Below are 17,237 nucleotides of genomic sequence, written 5' to 3'. Positions count from 1 at the left end.
GCCGCGCCCCAACCGAACGCGATTGCAAATGACTGAACATGCCATGACCTGGGGGATCGCCGGCCTCACTGCGATGGGCGTCGTCGTCCGTCCCTTTCGGTGGCCGGAAGCGATCTGGGCCGTTTTCGGCGCCCTGCTCCTGCTCGCCTTCCGCCTGCTCGGACCCCATGATGCCCTGGCGGGCGTCGCCAAGGGCGGCGACGTTTATCTCTTTCTGATCGGCATGATGCTGCTCTCCGAACTTGCCCGGCGCGAAGGCCTGTTCGACTGGATCGCCGCCATTGCAATCGCCTACGCCCAACGATCACCCCGCCGTCTCTTCGTGCTCGTCTATCTTGTCGGCGTGGTTGTCACCGTCTTTCTTTCCAACGATGCGACGGCCGTGGTGCTGACGCCGGCCGTCTATGCCGCCTGCCGGACGGCGCGGGTGAAGGACCCGATGCCTTATCTGTTGATCTGCGCCTTCATCGCCAATGCCGCGAGCTTCGTCCTGCCGATTTCCAATCCGGCCAATCTGGTGATCTTTGCCGGCGGTGATATGCCGCCGCTGTCCCGCTGGTTGTCGACATTCATGCTGCCATCGATAATTTCGATCGTCGCCACGTTCCTCTGCCTCTACTGGACGCAGCGCCGCGCCCTTGCAGAAGATACTCTTGCCGCCGACACGCAGCGGCCGCCCCTCTCCCGCAGCGCCCGCCTGGCCGGATGGGGGATCCTGCTGACGGCCATTGTTCTTATCGCTGCGTCGGCCGTGCATGTCGATCTCGGCGTGCCGACCTTTGTTGCGGGCACGATCACCACCGCGATCGTTCTGATGCTGACGCGTCAAAGCCCGGCCGAGACGATGAAGGGCATCAGCTGGAGCGTTCTGCCGCTGGTCGCCGGCCTGTTCGTCATCGTCGAATCTCTCGATCACACCGGCTTGACGAACATTCTCTCCGATCAGCTGGCTGCGCTTGCCTTGTTCTCGCAATCGCAGGCGATCGGCACGGCGGGCCTGCTCGTCGGCGTGATCTGCAACCTCGTGAACAATCTTCCGGCCGGCTTGCTTGCCGGCAGCGTGGTGCAGGCCGCCGGTGTCTCCGACAAGATCGCCGGCGCCGTGCTGATCGGCGTCGATCTCGGGCCCAATCTGTCGGTGACGGGGTCGCTGGCGACGATCTTGTGGCTGTCTGCCCTGCGCCGCGAAGGCCTGCATATCGGCGCCTGGACGTTTCTAAAACTCGGAACCGTCGTCATGTTCCCCGCACTCATTCTGTCTCTGGGGTCGCTCCTCCTGTTTTGAGTGTCTACAGGCGCTACGCATGCCGCCTAACCTTTTGGATCTACGCAATTATCTGGTAAAATGGCGCGAGCGGCCTTCATGCAGGCAATTTCCGAAGCAAGAATTTACTTGCGCAGCGAATGCGACACATTCGAACGACTGACGGCCATTCAGCGGGAGGATCGACGATGGGCATCATCGACGAGCGTGAAGAAGCACTCGAGAAAGAGTACATCGTCAAGCTCGAGCGTTCGTTCCATATCAAAGCGAGGCGCGACCGGATGCTGGCACGCTGGGCGGCCGAGCTCATCGGACGAAATGACTTCGACGTCTATTTCGACGAAGTCATTTCCGCCGGGTTGCTGGAGTCAGGAGATGAGCACGTCTTCAGAAAGATTCTCAGCGACCTGCAATATGCGGGCGTCGCGGTCAGCGCTCAGACGGTTCGCGAAAAAATGAAGCAGCTTCTGCTTGACGCGGCAAGGTCCCTCGAAGACGCCGACTAAAGCCTTTCGGGCGATGTGCGCCAGCCTGCCGGCACTTTCGTGCAGGAGACATCTCATGACCGTCTCTTCCCCTCCGGCGCAGGCCCTCATGCCAGCTGAGCGCCTCCTCAGGGAGATGAGGCGTCTGGTCGCCGCGTCATTTGCGGCGCTGCAAGACAAACGGATCAACCGCGATCTTGCCCCCGCCGAACACGACCAATGCCAGCGCCATTGCCGCCCAGGGCAAGTGAAAGTTCGCCCAGCCCTCCGGGATGGTGAGCTGGATAATCGCCGTCATCAGCAGCAGACCGAGAGCAGCGAAGCGTGTGGCGAAGCCGAGTATCAGCAGAATTGGCAGGACCAATTCTCCGATTCCGGCGGCCGTCGCCATCGTCAGCGGAAACGGGTAGGCGACTGCGCTGCCGAAGATATGAAGCTTGAACTCCTGCTCGAAAAGATATCTTGCCCCCGATGAAAGCGTCAGGAAGCCGTCCCATTTCGTCAGCCCCGACTTGAAGAAGGGAATAGCCAGCGCAAAACGCAATGCCAGCAGCGGCAGTGACCTGGGAACTGAGGCGAGCAGGCTTTCCGCGCGTGTGACGAGGGCGGCAGCGGCAGCGCCAAAGCCGTGCGAAGGGGCCACTTCGGTTTTCATGTGGAGTTTCCTTTATACTATTGAAGGGTGCTGAACGCGCCAAGACCTGCAAGGCCGACCAGCGCCGTTCCGAAATCGAATCCCGGGGCAGCCGCAGATGCCGCCTCTGCCGCCTCGCCGAGAGTGGCGGCGTTGAACAAGGCGGCTGTAAAAACGGCGTCCCGCGGCGGCAGGACATGAACATGGACCGACATCTCCGGTCGCACGACCAGGACCGCTTGCCCGCCCCAGTCGGAGACCGGCGAAACCATCTCCTCTTGATGTGCGCTCCAGATCGAACCAACCGGAAAATTCGACAGGATCAGGTGCGCCGAGGGGTGTGGGACGAGCCGCAAATCCGAAAGCATCTCCGGCGCCACGGCTCTGAGTGCCGCAAGATCGAGAGGCGCGCTGTCGGCGGCGTGGTAAGCCTCCGTCCAGGCGGCCTCGAGCCGTGCGACATCGGGCAGATAGACAAGCGTGTCTGCAGGCTCAAAAGCTGTGATGAAGTCGGGGAAATCCTCGCCATATTCCATGATCAGCGGCGAGGCCGGCTTGTGATCCTGAGCGTAGGCCCGCGCCATGGCCGCAAAGAACTCCGAACCGACGAGCCTCTCAGTTACCGGAAAGCGTTGCGCCAGCGCCTTTGTCAGCCCGACGAACATATTGTTGCGGTATACGGCAAAGCGTGCCGCGTCGGGCTTGCCTCGCGCGTTGACGACGCCTTCCGGCACCGGCCGCTCGGCATGCAGCAAGGCATCGGCGAAGGCGGTTTGGCAGGTTGCGAAATCCATCGTCACGCCGCCCGGATCCGGCGCCCGCCGCGGCGAAACGTTTCGGCGGCGAGCATCGCATCCACACGTTTCGCCTCTGAATACAGTGTGGCGAAATCCGGAACATTATTGTCCCATTCAATCAGCGTCGGGAGTGCGCCGGTGCGCGCGAGGGTATGTTTGTAGAGCGCCAACACGTCGCTCTTCACGGCTGTCGCATGCGCGTCAATCAGCAGCCGGTCGCCGGCGGGGTCGACGGTTTCGTCGTAACCGGCGAGGTGAATCTCACCGACGAACTCGACCGGAAAACGATCTATATAGGTAGCGGCATCGAGCCGGTGGTTCACCGCCGAGACCATCACATTGTTGACGTCGAGCAGAAGGCCACAGCCCGTCCGCTCAGCGATCGTCGCCAGAAAATCCACTTCGTCGATCGTACTGTCCGCGAACAGTATATAGGTGGAAGGGTTTTCCAGCAGCAGTTGCCGCCCGAGCGCCTGTTGCGTTTCGTCGACATGGTCGACGACGCGCGCCAGCGTTTCTGCCGTGTAGGGTAGCGGCAACAAATCGTTGAGATATCCCGTGTCATGCGTCGACCAGGCCAGATGTTCGGAAAAGCTCTGCGGCCGATAGCGATCGAGCAAGCTGCGAAGCCGCTTCAGATGCGCCTTGTCGAGCCCACGCGCCGCACCGATCGATAAGCCGACCCCGTGCAGCGACAGCGGATAGTGTTCCGTGATGGCTTCGAGGTAGCGATGCGGCGGCCCGCCTGCGCCCATGTAGTTCTCGGCATGGACCTCAAAGAAGCCGACATCCGGCAGATCGGCCAGAATAGTCTCATAATGCTCGGGCTTTAGGCCGAGGCCGCCCCGCGCCGGCAGCAGGACAGGTCGGGTTGTCGAAGCAGTCATCGCATTCTCCCGGTTTGGCGAGAAAAGACGGAGGCCCGGCCATCGGACCTCCGCTTTCGTTGTCAGCCTTTCGTCGGCTCGAGCTTACCCATGTGCCCCTTGACGTTCATGCTGGTGCAGGTGCCGGCTGGGACTGCCTTCCAGGCGTTGCCCTGATAATCCATCGTCGATGTCCCCGCGCAGGTCGTGCCGGCACCGGCGGCACAATCATTGTGACCCTTGAGCGCGATGCCATAGCATTTCTCCTTGCCCACCATTTTCTCCGCCGGCAGCGGTGCGGCGAAGGCAGCGGATGAAATCGCAGTGGCGAGCGAGCCTGCGAGGGCGAGGCTGAGAGTGGAACGGTTCATGGATGGTCTCCTCTTGCAAAGATCCGCGCACCGGTCATCGGCCGCGTAATCCCTCTTTCGAGCCGACGAACCCGCTTGTTACAGGCATGACGAACACGAATTGGTGATCGGCCTTCGCACGATGGTACGGCTTTGTTCGTTGGACAGTGGCGGGGCTCGTTTGGCGCAGGCGCCGCCGGAGGATTGCGCCGCACTCAGCTTAGGGGGTTTCACCTGCGACGGCTTCAAGGACCAGCGGTCCTTCCGCCTCCAGTTTGACGCGGCCCCGGCCGACGCGGGCGAGGCGGATGGGCGCCTGCTTTTCTTCGAGCCGGCGGCGCAACAGCAAGAGCCGAGTTTCGAGATTGTCCTTGATCTCCGGCATGCGTGCGCCGGCCGTCAACCGCATTTCCCGGTTGGTGAACTCGCTTCTGCCGTCGCTCAGATGCCAATCGAGCATCAGGCGCAGCAGAGTGCCGGCAACGCCCTTCACGATGTAAGTGCCATCGATGAACACGCTGTCATCGAAGCGGTGATGGACAACGCGGATTTCTCGGCCGGCGGCAACAGGCTCGGGCGTGCTGATCGCAGGTCTCTGTTCGGCGGCAGCCGCTGCCCGCTCGCCGGCCCTGAGGGCGCCGGCAGCCTGTCCCGCCAGTATCTCGAGAGCAGCTTCGTCCTCTTCACGGAAGGCGAGCCGCTCCGTGCTCTCGATGAAGAGCACGCCCGTCACCGCGCCGCCGGCGATCATGGGAACGGCAATCTGGCTCATTGCCGTCGGCAAATGCGGGAAAGCGATCGTGCGCGTCGTATTTTCAGCCCCTTCCGCCTCCAGACCGATGGCTTCGCCAAACCGGCGCACACGGCTCATGTCACTGACCTTGATCGTCTGTCCACCCGCTGCCGCAGCCCCGATCAATCCTTCGCCGCCTGCGATTTCGGATCCGAGGCCCGAGCGCTCGTAGCCGATGCTGCCCGTCGTGATCAGGCAGCCGCGATGACTGTCGTGGATGAGCACGAGCGCATTGCCGTATCCCAGCACGTGCTTGACGCCGACGAGCAGGCTGTCGATGATCTCATCGGCCTCCGACTGTCGCTCGATCGCCTTGGTCGCCTTGGAAAGATCAGGAAGGCTGACAGGCGCCCGGCTGCTCGGCGGCGAAGCTGTTTCCACCGGCGAGGGAACCTTCTCAATTCCATACACCCGGAAAATATCGGCGCTCCTCAGCCGCATGACATCCGACATGCCGATCTGCGCGCTGCTCGCCTTGAGCTGGCGGGCGATCTTGTCGAACAGCGCGCCGGCATCGACCGAACGAACAAAACCAATGTCGAGCAGAAACTGGTCGCCGGTGAACCCGTCCACCAGGATCAGCGTGACCTTTGGATTGGCGCGTATATTCGCCGCCGTCTTGGCGAAGAACTGGTTGGAGAGCGCGACATGCTCCTCATCGACCCGCACCACATGGGAGAGATAGGATATGTTCGGCATGCCGTCGGCCGAGGCCGTGGCGATGATGGAGGGAATGACACCCTCGAAGCAGGCGGAAAGATCGGAAAGCCGCAGTTTCATTGGGACCGCGCGCCAACATGGGTGCCCGCCAACATGCCGGCGAGCGGACCGGGCGTCTGGACATAGATTTCACTGATCACCAGCCGGGCGACCCGCGCCTCGCGCGCCGTCAGCCATGGCGCGATAAGACGCCGGGGGACGCCGAGCGATTCGAGCTCGTTCGTCGCCGCGGCGATGAAATGATCGGCGCGATCGAGGTCAGAACTCTGGATCTCTCGCATGCCGGCGCTCCCCTTCAGCTGGAAACTTACATAATCGGCGGGGGTTACGAAGGTGGCGGCGATCCGCCCGGTCTGGCGGATACCGATTTCGAGCCGCGGCCACTGCCAGGCTGAAAAGATGACGTCGATCGTTTCCCGGTCTTCCAGAAGATGGAAGCCGACGCCGCGTCCCGCCGAAGGACGGCCGGTCTCGTCAGCCACCGCGATGATGCACATCAGCGGCCTGTTGAAAAAATCCACGAGCCTGTCGTCAAGCCTCACTGCCGTCCCCCATTGCTTGCCCCAATCCTCTTTAGCAAACTTTTAGGATTCCCGGTACGGCTTGCACATTCATTTAGGAACGCCGGTTTTTTCGCTGCGCTATAGAAGCGACGTACCGGCTGAACGGCCTCGACTATTATCACACCCCCGGTGTTCGGCGGCCCCGTGCCGCCGGGCGAAAGACAATCGCGCCCGCCCCGCATAGCGGAGCGGGGCACGGATTTCTGCGTTTCGCCGCAGGCGAAACCGCCGGCGGTCGATGCGGGACGAATTTGGAGAAAGAGAAATGGAGAAGTTTGATCATGCGGCGGTTTCGCCGCCGGCGCACGGGATGGCGGTAATGGCCTTCGGCAAGCATGTCATCCGTATTATGGCGGGCAATACCGGCGGTTCGCTCGGCATGTTCGAAGCCTGCGTGCTGCCTGGCGAAGGTCCGCCATTGCACGTGCATGAGCGCGAGGACGAGTTGTTTCGCGTTCTCTCCGGCCGCTTCGGCTTCTGGTGCGCCGGCGATTATGTCGAACTCACGGAAGGCGGCTCTATCGCCTTGCCGCGCGGTGTGCCGCACCGGTTCCGCAATGTGGGGCAGACCGAGGGCCGCCTCATGGTCGTCGTCACGCCGGGCGGGTTCGAAAGCTTCTTTCCGATCGTAGAACTCTGCAAGCCCGAAACACCCGAGCAGATCGCCTCGATCGCCAAGGGCTTCGGCCTAACCTTCCCACCCGAGGACGATCGCAAGGTCGCCTGAACCAACAGAACCACGCCCCGAACCTGAACAACGGCTCATTTGAAAGGAGACCGAACGATGACACATGTACCTTCGAACGAAAACGCAATGACCCTGACAGCCGCGCAGCTCGATGTCTATCTGGCCCGGATCGGGGTCGAGCGGCCGTCGCGCCTCGACATCGACAGCTTGTCGCAGTTGCATCGCGCCCATCTCATGAGTTTTACATGGGAGGCACTGGACGCCTTCATGGGGTGGCCCTCCGCGATCACCCCGGCTGCGGCATTCGCCAAGATGGTCGAGAGGCGGCGCGGCGGCTGGTGTTATGAGATGAACGGCCTCTTCGGCGCCGCGCTTGCGGCACTGGGCTTCCGTGTGACCCGCCTTTGCGGCGCCGTCGACCGCGAAAAGCTTGGCGACATCGCCATCGGCAATCATCTGACGCTGCGTGTCGACCTCGACCGTCCCTATCTCGCCGAGGTCGGCATAGCGGACGCCATCATCGAGCCGGTGCCGCTTGTAGCCGGGCCGATCAGCCAACGCGGCTTCGATTTCTCCATCATGCCGGCCGACGGGAGCTGGCTGCGCTTCAATAATCATGTACTCGGCATCGCGAAAAGCTTCGATTTCCGGCTCGACCACAGCGACGAAGCCGCGATGGCCGCAACACAAGGCTGGCTGATACAAGATCCCGGCTCTCCGTTCACCAATGCGCTCGCGGTGTTGCGGCACACAGCGGACGGCTATGTCGCCCTCCAGAACGACCGTCTGCGCCGTGTGACGGCGAACAGCCTCAGCGAGGTGCGCATTACGAGCGCCAGCCATCTTGGCGACACGTTCGAGACAGTCTTCGATCTCGACATTCCCCTGCCCGACCGCGTCTGGGAGCGCCTCCAGACAATCCGCCGCGACAAAGCGGCGTGAGCCGACAACCTCATCATTTCCCATCCGAGGAACTATCAATGCTTCGCATAACTGCACTCGCCCTTGCTCTTACCTTGAGCACGACCTTCGCCCTTGCCGCCGCCACCGATCCTGCGCCGGGCGGACCCTACAAGACCGATCCCTCGCATTCGAGTTTCAATTGGTCGTTCGACCATTCCGGCCTGTCCCACTACACCGCGCGCTTTACCGGAGTCGATGCGCGGCTCGACTGGAAGCCCGAAAAACCTGAAGCCTCCACGCTTTTGGTCACGATTGATCCGCTTTCGGTCCGCACCGACTATCCATGGCCCGAGAAGGTCAACTTCGATGCGGAGATCGGCGGAGACGAGAGCTTCCTGGCGGCCAAGCCGATCACCTTCGTTTCCAGGAAGATCCATGTAACGGGCAATAAGACCGGCACCGTCGAAGGCCTCCTGACCATGCGCGGTGAGACGCACCCGGCAACGCTCGACGTCACCTTCAACGGTTCAATGGCGGAGCACCCGATGATGGGCGTGCCGAAGATCGGTTTCTCGGCGACCGGCAACATCCGTCGCAGCGAGTGGGGATTGGATTTTGCAATCCCCGAACTCGGCGACATCGTCACCTTCGCTATAGAAACGCAGATGGTGCCGGCTGGTTACTCATTCCAGTGAGAAGCGAAGCGAGCCGCAGGTCCAACCGGACCTGCGGCTCTTTGCCGATTTCGCTGGAAATGGCGATGCGACCCCTTTATCTTGCAGGGATGGCGTGTGCTGCGTGCGCCACGGGCTTTCCCGAAATCGACGGAGACTGAAGATCAACCTTCCAAAACAAAAGGGAGCGCTGACCGGTGTCGCAGCCTATCTCTCCAGGTCTCATCCGATCCACCCTTCGCCAGTTCCTCGATAGCGAAGCGTCAGGCGGTCTGGTCCTGATGGCAGTCGCCTTGGCGGCAATCGTGACGGCGAACTCACCGCTTGCAGAGGGTTACTTCCACGCGCTTCACATCTATCTGGGGCCGCTCAGCCTGCTGCACTGGATCAATGACGCGCTGATGGCGCTGTTCTTTCTGCTCGTCGGCCTCGAGATCAAGCGCGAAATGCTGGACGGCCAGCTCTCCAGCTGGAGTCGCCGCATTCTGCCGGGTGCAGCCGCCGTGGGAGGCATGCTCTTCCCCGCCCTGTTTTATCTCTTGTTCAACTGGGAAAACCCGGCGGCCCTGCGTGGCTGGGCTATCCCGACGGCGACGGACATCGCGTTCGCCCTGGGCGTCATCTCGCTGTTCGGACCGCGCGTGCCTGCCTCGCTGAAGATCTTCCTGGCGGCACTGGCGATCATCGATGACCTCGGAGCCGTCGTGATCATCGCGCTGTTCTACACGAACGATCTCAACCTCCTGGCGCTTGCCGGGGCTGCGGCAGTGCTCGCGGCGCTCTATGGCATGAACCGTGCCAGGATTCTGAAGCTCTGGCCGTATCTGCTGCTCGGCGCCGTGCTGTGGGTGCTCGTCTTTGCATCCGGCATCCACGCGACGCTGGCCGGCGTTCTCCTCGCTCTGACGATTCCGCTAAAGGTGACCCCTGGCACGCCCGAAGCAAGCCACGAGCAGTCGCCGTTGCACCATCTTGAGCACATCCTCCACAAGCCCGTCGCATTCGTCGTCGTTCCGATCTTCGGCTTTGCCAATGCCGGCGTCTCCTTCTCCGGCGTCTCGGCAGCCACGTTGACGGAGCCATTGACGCTCGGCGTGGCGGCGGGCCTATTGCTCGGAAAACTGGTCGGCGTCCTCACCACGGTCTTCCTGCTCGTCAAAATCGGTCTCGCCGACCTTCCAGCCAAGGCGAGCTGGGGGCAGATGACCGGTGTGGCCGCCCTCTGCGGCATAGGTTTCACCATGAGCCTTTTCATCGGGCTGCTTGCATTCAACGATCCCGACGTCCAGGACCATGTGAAGATGGGCATCCTGCTGGGGTCTCTGCTGTCCGGTCTGGTCGGCGCGGCGATGCTCGCAACATTCAATCGCCGATCCTGAGAGAGCGGGGCTGCAGGTCTCCATGAAGAACCCGGCCGATATCGCCCTTTGTTAATCAAACGTCTACAACAAAAGCCTGCTCGAATTGTACGCAAATTTTGGATAAAGTCGGCCAGTCGCTGGCCTAGCAGTGACTTTTGTCTATTCGCTATTTCTATTATCCCGAACCAGCATCGCTTACACTTCGGTTTAAATGTCGATATCATTACGTTCAGCCTCACTGCAGAATAGATGCCGCAGCTACAGTGTTGAAGATCTCATGACGGACGCCGCCTTTGCGGCAGCTCTGCGTGAATCCGCCTCCGAGTTACTGGCAATCCATCGCAGAGCGCCGAGAATAGTGCGTTATGTTGCCGATCTGCAGAAGTGGCTGCTCAGCCAGGCGGCGTTGGCATTGCATTTTGAGTGGAAGCTCAACCCGTCCTGTCCACCTTTGACCGCTTCCAACCTCGCAAAGTTTCTGGTTGAGAACCGCATCGCCAGCCACAACACCGTCGTCGCACATATGAAGGAGATGGCGTATTACAAATTATTCGAGCCGGTAGAGACGACCGATCGGCGCGCCAAGCCGTTGCAGGCGAGCGCCTATGCTGAAAGCTTGATCCGGCAATGGTTCGAGGGGCACCTTCGTTCCCTGGACGGCATGGACGCGGGAGATCGATGTCTGCGGTCGGAAGCGGATGAGACAATCCTGTATCGCGCGCAGCCGCGTATCGCACGTCGGCTGTTTAATCATCCCGATTGGTATAGGCCGCCCGAAAGCATTACGCTGTTCGTCAGGTCCGAATCCGGAAGCAATATATTGCACGACCTCATGTCGCGTGTGCCACTGGCACCGGTCGTAGATGAACGCACCTGGGTTGGCGATGTCTCCGCACGATTGATCGCAGCCGGCTATGTCATTTCCCGCAGTCATGCCAGCAGATTGCTGGCGGCCGCGCAAAATCAAGGATTGCTAGGATGGGAGGCTACCCAAATGAGCGGGGATTGCTGGATTTCCGCGCGATTCGTCCTCGACTACAGACGCTGGCAGGCCACGAAATTCTCGGCGATCTCCGAAGTGTTGGCGAGCATCGAGTAGATGCTTGGGATAGCGTCTCCTCAGGAACGCCGAACCGATGTGAGGCGGCCCAGCCCAGTTTGCCGTCCTTTCGTCAGGCAGCGGCCTTAAGCGAACTTGAAGGACAGACGCACTTACAGGCCAAGCCTCCGAATGATGAGACAAGTTAGAGACCGGACGTATGAGACTGCTTTGGGAGACTGTGTGGTGCCCAGGGGCGGAATCGAACCACCGACACGCGGATTTTCAATCCGCTGCTCTACCAACTGAGCTACCTGGGCCAACCTGCTTCGCGAGGGTGCTTTTGATGAAAAGAACCGCGGGGCCTTGGTTCGCCCCGGAAGCGAGCGGGGTTATAGCATCTTGTTCGGCCATGGCAAGCGTCAAATGACTCTTTTTTGACGGTCTTACCGATTTTACGGATTCATGTGGAAAAATAAGAGCTTCGGGGAGGAAATCCCCTAGTTTTCCTCGTCGGGATAATCCGCCTTCGCTTCGTCGTCGGCCACCGGAATGGCGTAGGAGCCGGTCAGCCAGCGGGAGAGATCGACCTCGCGGCAGCGGTTGGAGCAGAAGGGGTAATGTTCGCGGTTCGATGGTTTGCCGCATTCCGGGCAAGGGCGCGTCTTGCGCAGCGGTTCGACCTTAGCGGTGGCTTTCTTGTCTTCGGGCATGATCGGTTCGTCCTAAAGCATGGCGCGCAAAATGGTTAGCGGTTGCGACAACGACACGCATAAAAACAAAGCCTTAAAGCGCGACACGCGGATCTGAAAGATCGTGACGCGCTTTAAGCATCGGCCGTCGGTCAGCCCTCGGGCCACCGGCTATGCACATCGAAGCCTTCGCCGGTCAGAAGCAGAATGGTTTCATATAGCGGCAGGCCGACGACATTGGTGTAGGAGCCCACCATCTTCTGCACGAAAGTGCCGGCAAGGCCCTGGATGCCGTAAGCGCCCGCCTTGCCGCGCCACTGGCCGGAGGCCAAATAGTTCTCGATCTCGAAACCGGACAGCCGCTTGAAGCGCACCTTGGTCTCGACGATCTTCTGGCGGATCTTGCGATCGGGCGTCACCAGGCAAATGCCGGTATAGACGAGATGGTTGCGTCCCGACAGGAGATGCAGCGAGCTCAAGGCCTCGTCGGCGAATTCAGCCTTGCCGAGAATGCGCCGGCCGACGGCGACCACCGTATCGGCGGAGAGGATATAGCTCCCCTTCCAGGTGATATCGCCCTTGATGGCGGCAAGTGCTGCCTCGGCCTTCTCAGCCGACAGCCTTCGGGCGAGCGAACGCGGATGCTCCGACTTCTTCGGCGTCTCGTCGATATCCATCGGCATCAGGCGCGAAGGCTCGATGCCGGCCTGGTTGAGCAGGTCGACGCGACGGGGCGAGCCCGAGGCCAGAATGAGCTTGTATTTCAGCGCCATGAAACCTCGACCATCGGCGGACGGTGGGCAGACTTACTTGAAACGATAGGTGATGCGGCCCTTGGTCAGATCGTAGGGCGTCATTTCCACAAGCACCTTGTCGCCCGCGAGAACGCGAATGCGGTTCTTGCGCATGCGGCCGGCGGTATGGGCGATGATCTCGTGTTCGTTTTCAAGCTTCACGCGAAACGTCGCATTCGGCAGAAGTTCGGTGACGATTCCCGGGAATTCGAGGACTTCTTCTTTCGGCATATAGAGGTTTTCTTCCTGTGGGTTGCAGAGGCAGCGCAACGCGCGCCTTTAAAATTTGGGCGGAAACTACACAATCAACGCAGGTTTGTGAACCTTGTTGATCAGGCTTTCCTTTATTTGTTTTCATGCCGATTGCGCGGCAATGCCATTTCGTTTGAGCAGCCGGCTTTCGATGAGGCCGGCCAGGTGATCGCGAACTTCGCGATAGCTGTCCAGTATCTGCTCGCGCGTGCCGCTGACGACCGTCGGATCCATGGTCGGCCAGTAGACGACGTCGATCGCGTTCGACCGCGTCAGCTCGAGTGCGGCGTGATGGGCCTGCGGCGACAGCGTGATGATCAGATCGAAATAATCGTCCTCGAGTTCATCAAGCGTCTGCGGCTGGCGGCGCCCAAGGGAAAGCCCGATTTCCTCGAGCACGACATCGACGAAGGGATCGCGCTCGCCGGCGCGAACGCCGGCAGACCTTATATAGGTATTGGCAGGCAGAATGCTACGGGCGATTGCTTCGGCCATCGGCGAGCGAATGGCGTTCAGACCGCACATGAAGAGGATGGCGCCCGGCCTCTTTCCCTCCTCGATGTCGGCGCCGAGATCCATCACCGTCACCCGCGCCAGTAGAGCACGCAGACCAGGGTGAACAGGCGCCGGGCGGTGTCGAAATCGACCTCTATCTTGCCCGCCAGCCTGTCCTTCAGCGTCTGCGAGCCTTCATTGTGGATGCCGCGCCGGCCCATGTCGATCGCCTCGATGCGGCTTGGCGTGGCCGATCGGATCGCTTCGTAATAGCTTTCGCAGATCATGAAATAATCCTTGACGATCCGCCGGAAAGGGGTGAGCGACAGGATATGGGTGGCGACATCGCCGCCTTCTTCCGTCTTGATGGCGAACACCAGCTTCGAATCCATCAGCGAGATGTTCAGCCGGTAAGGACCGCCGGTATGACCGAGCGGCTCGAACCTGTTCTCCTCGATGAGATCGAAGATGGCGACGGCGCGTTCATGCTCGACATCGGGCGTCGAACGGCCGATCGTATCGTCGAGGACGACGTCGCAAAGCCGGAAATCGCCCGCCGCCATCCCCTCACCTAATCGAGGTTGAGGCGGATCGCGACCGACCGCGCATGGGCATCGAGGCCTTCGGAGACCGCAAGCGCGATCGCCGCCGGGCCGAGGGTGCGCAGCTCACCCGGCCCCAGGCGCAGGATCGAGGTTCGCTTGACGAAATCGAGCACCGAAAGACCGGAGGAGAAGCGCGCCGAACGCGCCGTCGGCAGCACATGGTTCGAGCCGCCGACATAATCGCCAATGACCTCGGGCGTATGAGCGCCGATGAAGATCGCGCCGGCATTGCGGATGCCGTCGAGCAGCCGGTCGGGGTTGGCGAGGGCGAGCTCGACATGCTCGGCTGCGATGCGATTGGCGAGCGGAATAGCCTGCTTCAGATCGCCAACGAGGATGACGGCGCCGAAATCCCGCCAGCTTGCCGCTGCCGTCTCGGCGCGGTTCAGCGTCTTCAGCTGGCGTTCGACCGCCTGCTCCACCGCCTTGCCGAATTCGACATTATCGGTGATCAGGATCGCCTGAGCGCTGGCATCGTGCTCGGCCTGCGCCAGAAGGTCGGCGGCGATCCAATCGGGATTGTTGTCCCTGTCGGCAATCACCAGCACCTCGGAGGGGCCGGCAATCATATCAATGCCGACAATGCCGAAGACGTGGCGCTTGGCGGCGGCGACATAGGCATTGCCGGGACCGGTGATCTTGGCGACTGGCGCGATCGTCTCGGTGCCATAGGCGAGAGCGGCGATCGCCTGAGCGCCGCCGACACGATAGATCTCGGTCACGCCGGCCAGCCTGGCGGCAGCGAGCACCGCCGGATTGACAGCGCCGCCTGTTGCAGGAACGGCGATAACGACGCGCTCGACGCCGGCGACCTTGGCCGGCACGGCGTTCATCAGCACCGAGCTCGGGTAACTCGCGGTGCCGCCCGGAACATAGAGCCCGACCGCCTCGATCGCCGTCCAGCGCGAGCCGAGACGGACGCCGAGATCGTCCTCGTAAATATCGTCCTTCGGCAGCTGCCGGCGATGGTGGCTCTCGATGCGCAAGGCGGCGAGCTTCAGCGCGCCAAGCACCTCGGCGGGCACCGCCTCGATCGCGGCGTCGATCTCCTCAGGCGTGACGCGCATCGGCACCGCGGCGAAATCGATGCCGTCGAATTTCAGCGAATATTCGGCCAGCGCCACATCGCCGCGCGCCCTGACATCATCGATGATAGCGCGGGCGACGGCATTCACATCCTCGGACACTTCGCGCTTCGTCGTCAGAAAAGCGGCAAAATGCTGCTCGAAACCTTCCGATGCCTGATCCAGCCAGATTGCCAAGAGCTGTATTCCTTCTCAACTCGAACCGCGATGTTCAAACTTCAGGCGTCAAGCCCTTCAGGGGTGGCGGGGTTTGGAAGCCGCCTGCCATGCGCCGCCGATATCGGCCATCTGGACCTCGATGCATTCGACGTCGAGCGCAATCGAGGCCGTGCCCGATAGCGCCAGCTCGATCGTGCCATCCGGCCCCTCGCCCTTTTTCTCGAAACGCAGCGCCAGCAGCGACAGCACCTCATCGCGTTTGCCGCGATCGATGCCGAGCGAACGGACGGCAAGCACGCGCTTGAACACCAGAGCGGCGCGGCGGCGCTCGAAACCTCTGCGCTTGCGCGCAGCACTTTCCCAGACGAAGCGGTTGGCGGCAAGCGCGAACTGGGCGCCGCGCGGCGACCAGTCGATGTCGCCGACCTTGAAGACGCTATCCTGCATATGCGCAGATATGATCGCGAGGTCCTCGTCATCAAGCGCAACAAGCTTCAGGTCGGTCATTCAGGCTCAATCCCCAGAGCATGTTGCCGAAAAATGCGAGCGGTTTTCGGACGACATCATGCTCTTGCTGTTTAACAGGCATCGCCGGAATGGCGATGCGTCAGACAAGGGAAATAAGATGCTGCGGCCGATTACGCAACCGGAATGAAGGTGTCTCTTATTCGCTGATGCGCTGGACGACGGCGCCGCAGCGGGTCAGCTTCTCTTCGAGCCGCTCGAAACCGCGGTCGAGGTGATAGACACGGGAGACCGTGGTTTCGCCCTCGGCGGCAAGGCCGGCGATGACGAGCGAGACGGAGGCGCGCAGATCGGTCGCCATGACGGGCGCGCCGCGCAGGCGCTGGACCCCCTCGATTTTCGCCGTCTGGCCGGAGAGCGTGATCCTGGCCCCGAGCCGGGCAAGCTCCTGCACGTGCATGAAGCGGTTTTCGAAGATGGTCTCGGTGACGTGCGAGATGCCGGAGGAGCGGGTCATCAGCGCCATGAACTGCGCCTGCAGATCGGTGGGGAAGCCCGGGAACGGATCGGTGACGATATCGACCGGCTTGATGCCGGCGCCGTTACGCCTGACGCGCATGCCGTTATTGGTGGCGGAGATTTCGGCGCCGGCGCGGCGCAGCGTTTCCACCGCGGTTTCAAGCAGCGCCACATCGGTATTTTCGAGCACGACGTCGCCGCCGGCCATGGCGACGGCCATGGCGTAGGTGCCGGTCTCGATGCGGTCCGGAAGCACGCGGTGGCGGGCGCCGGAAAGCGAGGTGACGCCTTCGATGGTGATGGTCGAGGTGCCGGCGCCCGATATCTTGGCGCCCATGGCGTTCAGGCAGTTGGCGAGATCGACGACTTCGGGTTCACGGGCGGCGTTGCCGATGACAGTCGTGCCGCGGGCAAGGGTCGCCGCCATCATCAGCACATGGGTGGCGCCGACCGAAACCTTCGGGAAGGTGTAGCGCGCGCCGATCAGACCGCCGTCGGGCGCCCTGGCATTGATATAGCCGGCATCGATCTCCATGGTCGCACCAAGCGCCGTCAGGCCTTCGATGAAAAGATCGACCGGGCGCGTGCCGATGGCGCAGCCGCCCGGCAGCGACACGCGGCAATGGCCCTCACGCGCCAAGAGCGGACCGATGACCCAGAAGGAGGCGCGCATCTTCGAGACGAGTTCATAGGAGGCGGTGGTATCGACGATCGTGCGGCAGGTGAAATGGATCGTGCGGGCGTAGGAGTCTTCCTGGCGCTCGCGGCGGCCGTTGACGGCTACGTCGACGCCGTGATTGCCGAGGATGCGCATCAGAAGCTCGACATCGGCCAGATGCGGCACGTTTTCCAGCGTCAGCGTATCACTGGTCAGAAGCGAGGCGATCATCAGCGGCAGTGCGGCATTCTTGGCGCCGGAAATGGGAATGATGCCATTCAGCTCATTACCGCCGACAATTCTGATACGATCCATGTGCGCTTACTTCCTGAAAGTTCTGTCTTGAAAGAAGGAGTGAGGTGTTTAGGGGATTTAC

21 protein-coding genes and 1 tRNA gene are annotated in these 17,237 nt (G+C 61.6%); 7 read left to right on the top strand and 15 right to left on the bottom strand.

Annotated features, from left to right (window positions below; all coding sequences use genetic code 11):
- Positions 1 to 28: 28 nt before the first annotated feature.
- Positions 29 to 1,285: an arsenic transporter gene (locus QWJ46_RS19045; RefSeq protein ID WP_302752907.1), complete on the top strand. Its 1,257-nt coding sequence runs from the start codon at positions 29 to 31 to the stop codon at positions 1,283 to 1,285.
- 167 nt (positions 1,286 to 1,452) lie between these two features.
- Entirely contained in the window at positions 1,453 to 1,770 is a 318-nt protein-coding gene (locus tag QWJ46_RS19040) for an ATPase inhibitor subunit zeta (protein ID WP_302752905.1), read from the top strand.
- Between the two features lie 136 nt (positions 1,771 to 1,906).
- On the opposite strand, the gene QWJ46_RS19035 is transcribed toward QWJ46_RS19040, so the two are convergent.
- The 6 genes from QWJ46_RS19035 to QWJ46_RS19010 all read right to left on the bottom strand — a co-directional run bounded on the left by QWJ46_RS19035 (position 1,907) and on the right by QWJ46_RS19010 (position 6,430).
- The gene (locus QWJ46_RS19035) at positions 1,907 to 2,404 is read right to left on the bottom strand and encodes a DoxX family protein (RefSeq protein WP_302752904.1); all 498 of its coding nucleotides are present in this window, start codon (positions 2,402 to 2,404) and stop codon (positions 1,907 to 1,909) included.
- Positions 2,405 to 2,421: 17 nt separating this feature from the next.
- On the bottom strand, positions 2,422 to 3,177 hold the full coding sequence (locus QWJ46_RS19030) for a DUF2063 domain-containing protein (protein ID WP_302752903.1): 756 nt from the start codon (positions 3,175 to 3,177) through the stop codon (positions 2,422 to 2,424).
- Between the two features lie 2 nt (positions 3,178 to 3,179).
- Positions 3,180 to 4,067, bottom strand: a complete 888-nt coding sequence (locus QWJ46_RS19025) for a DUF692 domain-containing protein (protein ID WP_302752902.1) — start codon at positions 4,065 to 4,067, stop codon at positions 3,180 to 3,182.
- A 62-nt stretch (positions 4,068 to 4,129) separates the two neighbouring features.
- On the bottom strand, positions 4,130 to 4,417 hold the full coding sequence (locus QWJ46_RS19020; protein WP_302752901.1) for a DUF2282 domain-containing protein: 288 nt from the start codon (positions 4,415 to 4,417) through the stop codon (positions 4,130 to 4,132).
- A 199-nt stretch (positions 4,418 to 4,616) separates the two neighbouring features.
- A complete protein-coding gene (locus QWJ46_RS19015) occupies positions 4,617 to 5,969 on the bottom strand; it encodes a GAF domain-containing protein (RefSeq protein ID WP_302752899.1) in 1,353 nt (450 codons plus the stop codon).
- A complete protein-coding gene (locus QWJ46_RS19010; RefSeq protein WP_302752897.1) occupies positions 5,966 to 6,430 on the bottom strand; it encodes a pyridoxamine 5'-phosphate oxidase family protein in 465 nt (154 codons plus the stop codon). The genes QWJ46_RS19015 and QWJ46_RS19010 overlap by 4 nt, the downstream gene beginning before the upstream one ends.
- Positions 6,431 to 6,737: 307 nt before the next feature.
- Between QWJ46_RS19010 and QWJ46_RS19005 the strand changes: the two genes are divergently transcribed.
- From QWJ46_RS19005 to QWJ46_RS18985, 5 genes are all read left to right on the top strand, one after another.
- Complete coding sequence (locus tag QWJ46_RS19005) at positions 6,738 to 7,199, top strand: cupin domain-containing protein (RefSeq protein WP_302752895.1); 462 nt, start codon at positions 6,738 to 6,740, stop codon at positions 7,197 to 7,199.
- An 87-nt stretch (positions 7,200 to 7,286) separates the two neighbouring features.
- Positions 7,287 to 8,102: an arylamine N-acetyltransferase gene (locus QWJ46_RS19000; protein WP_302752894.1), complete on the top strand. Its 816-nt coding sequence runs from the start codon at positions 7,287 to 7,289 to the stop codon at positions 8,100 to 8,102.
- A 38-nt stretch (positions 8,103 to 8,140) separates the two neighbouring features.
- A complete protein-coding gene (locus QWJ46_RS18995) occupies positions 8,141 to 8,758 on the top strand; it encodes a YceI family protein (RefSeq protein ID WP_302752892.1) in 618 nt (205 codons plus the stop codon).
- 176 nt (positions 8,759 to 8,934) lie between these two features.
- Positions 8,935 to 10,116, top strand: a complete 1,182-nt coding sequence (nhaA, locus tag QWJ46_RS18990; RefSeq protein WP_302752890.1) for a Na+/H+ antiporter NhaA — start codon at positions 8,935 to 8,937, stop codon at positions 10,114 to 10,116.
- A gap of 259 nt (positions 10,117 to 10,375) precedes the next feature.
- Entirely contained in the window at positions 10,376 to 11,197 is an 822-nt protein-coding gene (locus QWJ46_RS18985; protein WP_302752889.1) for a hypothetical protein, read from the top strand.
- A gap of 184 nt (positions 11,198 to 11,381) precedes the next feature.
- On the opposite strand, the gene QWJ46_RS18980 is transcribed toward QWJ46_RS18985, so the two are convergent.
- The 9 genes from QWJ46_RS18980 to murA form a co-directional block, all read right to left on the bottom strand.
- Positions 11,382 to 11,457, bottom strand: a tRNA-Phe gene (locus QWJ46_RS18980).
- Positions 11,458 to 11,637: 180 nt separating this feature from the next.
- Positions 11,638 to 11,850, bottom strand: coding sequence for a DNA gyrase inhibitor YacG (gene yacG, locus QWJ46_RS18975; protein WP_302752888.1), 213 nt, complete (start codon positions 11,848 to 11,850; stop codon positions 11,638 to 11,640).
- 131 nt (positions 11,851 to 11,981) lie between these two features.
- A complete protein-coding gene (locus tag QWJ46_RS18970; RefSeq protein WP_011423951.1) occupies positions 11,982 to 12,602 on the bottom strand; it encodes a Maf-like protein in 621 nt (206 codons plus the stop codon).
- A 33-nt stretch (positions 12,603 to 12,635) separates the two neighbouring features.
- A complete protein-coding gene (gene infA / locus QWJ46_RS18965; RefSeq protein WP_003545338.1) occupies positions 12,636 to 12,854 on the bottom strand; it encodes a translation initiation factor IF-1 in 219 nt (72 codons plus the stop codon).
- 123 nt (positions 12,855 to 12,977) lie between these two features.
- Positions 12,978 to 13,454: a low molecular weight phosphatase family protein gene (locus tag QWJ46_RS18960; protein ID WP_184457153.1), complete on the bottom strand. Its 477-nt coding sequence runs from the start codon at positions 13,452 to 13,454 to the stop codon at positions 12,978 to 12,980.
- A 5-nt stretch (positions 13,455 to 13,459) separates the two neighbouring features.
- Positions 13,460 to 13,933: a UPF0262 family protein gene (locus QWJ46_RS18955; RefSeq protein ID WP_184457151.1), complete on the bottom strand. Its 474-nt coding sequence runs from the start codon at positions 13,931 to 13,933 to the stop codon at positions 13,460 to 13,462.
- Between the two features lie 8 nt (positions 13,934 to 13,941).
- A complete protein-coding gene (gene hisD, locus QWJ46_RS18950; RefSeq protein ID WP_302752859.1) occupies positions 13,942 to 15,237 on the bottom strand; it encodes a histidinol dehydrogenase in 1,296 nt (431 codons plus the stop codon).
- Positions 15,238 to 15,294: 57 nt separating this feature from the next.
- A complete protein-coding gene (locus tag QWJ46_RS18945) occupies positions 15,295 to 15,726 on the bottom strand; it encodes a DUF2948 family protein (protein WP_064800610.1) in 432 nt (143 codons plus the stop codon).
- A 157-nt stretch (positions 15,727 to 15,883) separates the two neighbouring features.
- On the bottom strand, positions 15,884 to 17,176 hold the full coding sequence (murA, locus tag QWJ46_RS18940; protein ID WP_184457147.1) for a UDP-N-acetylglucosamine 1-carboxyvinyltransferase: 1,293 nt from the start codon (positions 17,174 to 17,176) through the stop codon (positions 15,884 to 15,886).
- Between the last annotated feature and the right edge of the window lie 61 nt (positions 17,177 to 17,237).

Source organism: Rhizobium sp. CBN3, from assembly GCF_030518245.1.
GTDB lineage: Bacteria > Pseudomonadota > Alphaproteobacteria > Rhizobiales > Rhizobiaceae > Rhizobium > Rhizobium aethiopicum_A.
Note: the sequence above shows the minus strand (reverse complement) of the source record. Positions and strands in the feature narration are given on the sequence as shown.

Coding starts and splice junctions, on each gene's coding strand:
- QWJ46_RS19045 (WP_302752907.1), top strand. CDS start 29: ATGACTGAACATGCCATGACCTGGGGGATCGCCGGCCTCACTGCGATG.
- QWJ46_RS19040 (WP_302752905.1), top strand. CDS start 1,453: ATGGGCATCATCGACGAGCGTGAAGAAGCACTCGAGAAAGAGTACATC.
- QWJ46_RS19035 (WP_302752904.1), bottom strand. CDS start 2,404: ATGAAAACCGAAGTGGCCCCTTCGCACGGCTTTGGCGCTGCCGCTGCC.
- QWJ46_RS19030 (WP_302752903.1), bottom strand. CDS start 3,177: ATGGATTTCGCAACCTGCCAAACCGCCTTCGCCGATGCCTTGCTGCAT.
- QWJ46_RS19025 (WP_302752902.1), bottom strand. CDS start 4,067: ATGACTGCTTCGACAACCCGACCTGTCCTGCTGCCGGCGCGGGGCGGC.
- QWJ46_RS19020 (WP_302752901.1), bottom strand. CDS start 4,417: ATGAACCGTTCCACTCTCAGCCTCGCCCTCGCAGGCTCGCTCGCCACT.
- QWJ46_RS19015 (WP_302752899.1), bottom strand. CDS start 5,969: ATGAAACTGCGGCTTTCCGATCTTTCCGCCTGCTTCGAGGGTGTCATT.
- QWJ46_RS19005 (WP_302752895.1), top strand. CDS start 6,738: ATGGAGAAGTTTGATCATGCGGCGGTTTCGCCGCCGGCGCACGGGATG.
- QWJ46_RS19000 (WP_302752894.1), top strand. CDS start 7,287: ATGACCCTGACAGCCGCGCAGCTCGATGTCTATCTGGCCCGGATCGGG.
- QWJ46_RS18995 (WP_302752892.1), top strand. CDS start 8,141: ATGCTTCGCATAACTGCACTCGCCCTTGCTCTTACCTTGAGCACGACC.
- QWJ46_RS18985 (WP_302752889.1), top strand. CDS start 10,376: ATGACGGACGCCGCCTTTGCGGCAGCTCTGCGTGAATCCGCCTCCGAG.
- yacG (WP_302752888.1), bottom strand. CDS start 11,850: ATGCCCGAAGACAAGAAAGCCACCGCTAAGGTCGAACCGCTGCGCAAG.
- QWJ46_RS18970 (WP_011423951.1), bottom strand. CDS start 12,602: ATGGCGCTGAAATACAAGCTCATTCTGGCCTCGGGCTCGCCCCGTCGC.
- infA (WP_003545338.1), bottom strand. CDS start 12,854: ATGCCGAAAGAAGAAGTCCTCGAATTCCCGGGAATCGTCACCGAACTT.
- QWJ46_RS18960 (WP_184457153.1), bottom strand. CDS start 13,454: ATGGATCTCGGCGCCGACATCGAGGAGGGAAAGAGGCCGGGCGCCATC.
- QWJ46_RS18955 (WP_184457151.1), bottom strand. CDS start 13,933: ATGGCGGCGGGCGATTTCCGGCTTTGCGACGTCGTCCTCGACGATACG.
- QWJ46_RS18945 (WP_064800610.1), bottom strand. CDS start 15,726: ATGACCGACCTGAAGCTTGTTGCGCTTGATGACGAGGACCTCGCGATC.
- murA (WP_184457147.1), bottom strand. CDS start 17,176: ATGGATCGTATCAGAATTGTCGGCGGTAATGAGCTGAATGGCATCATT.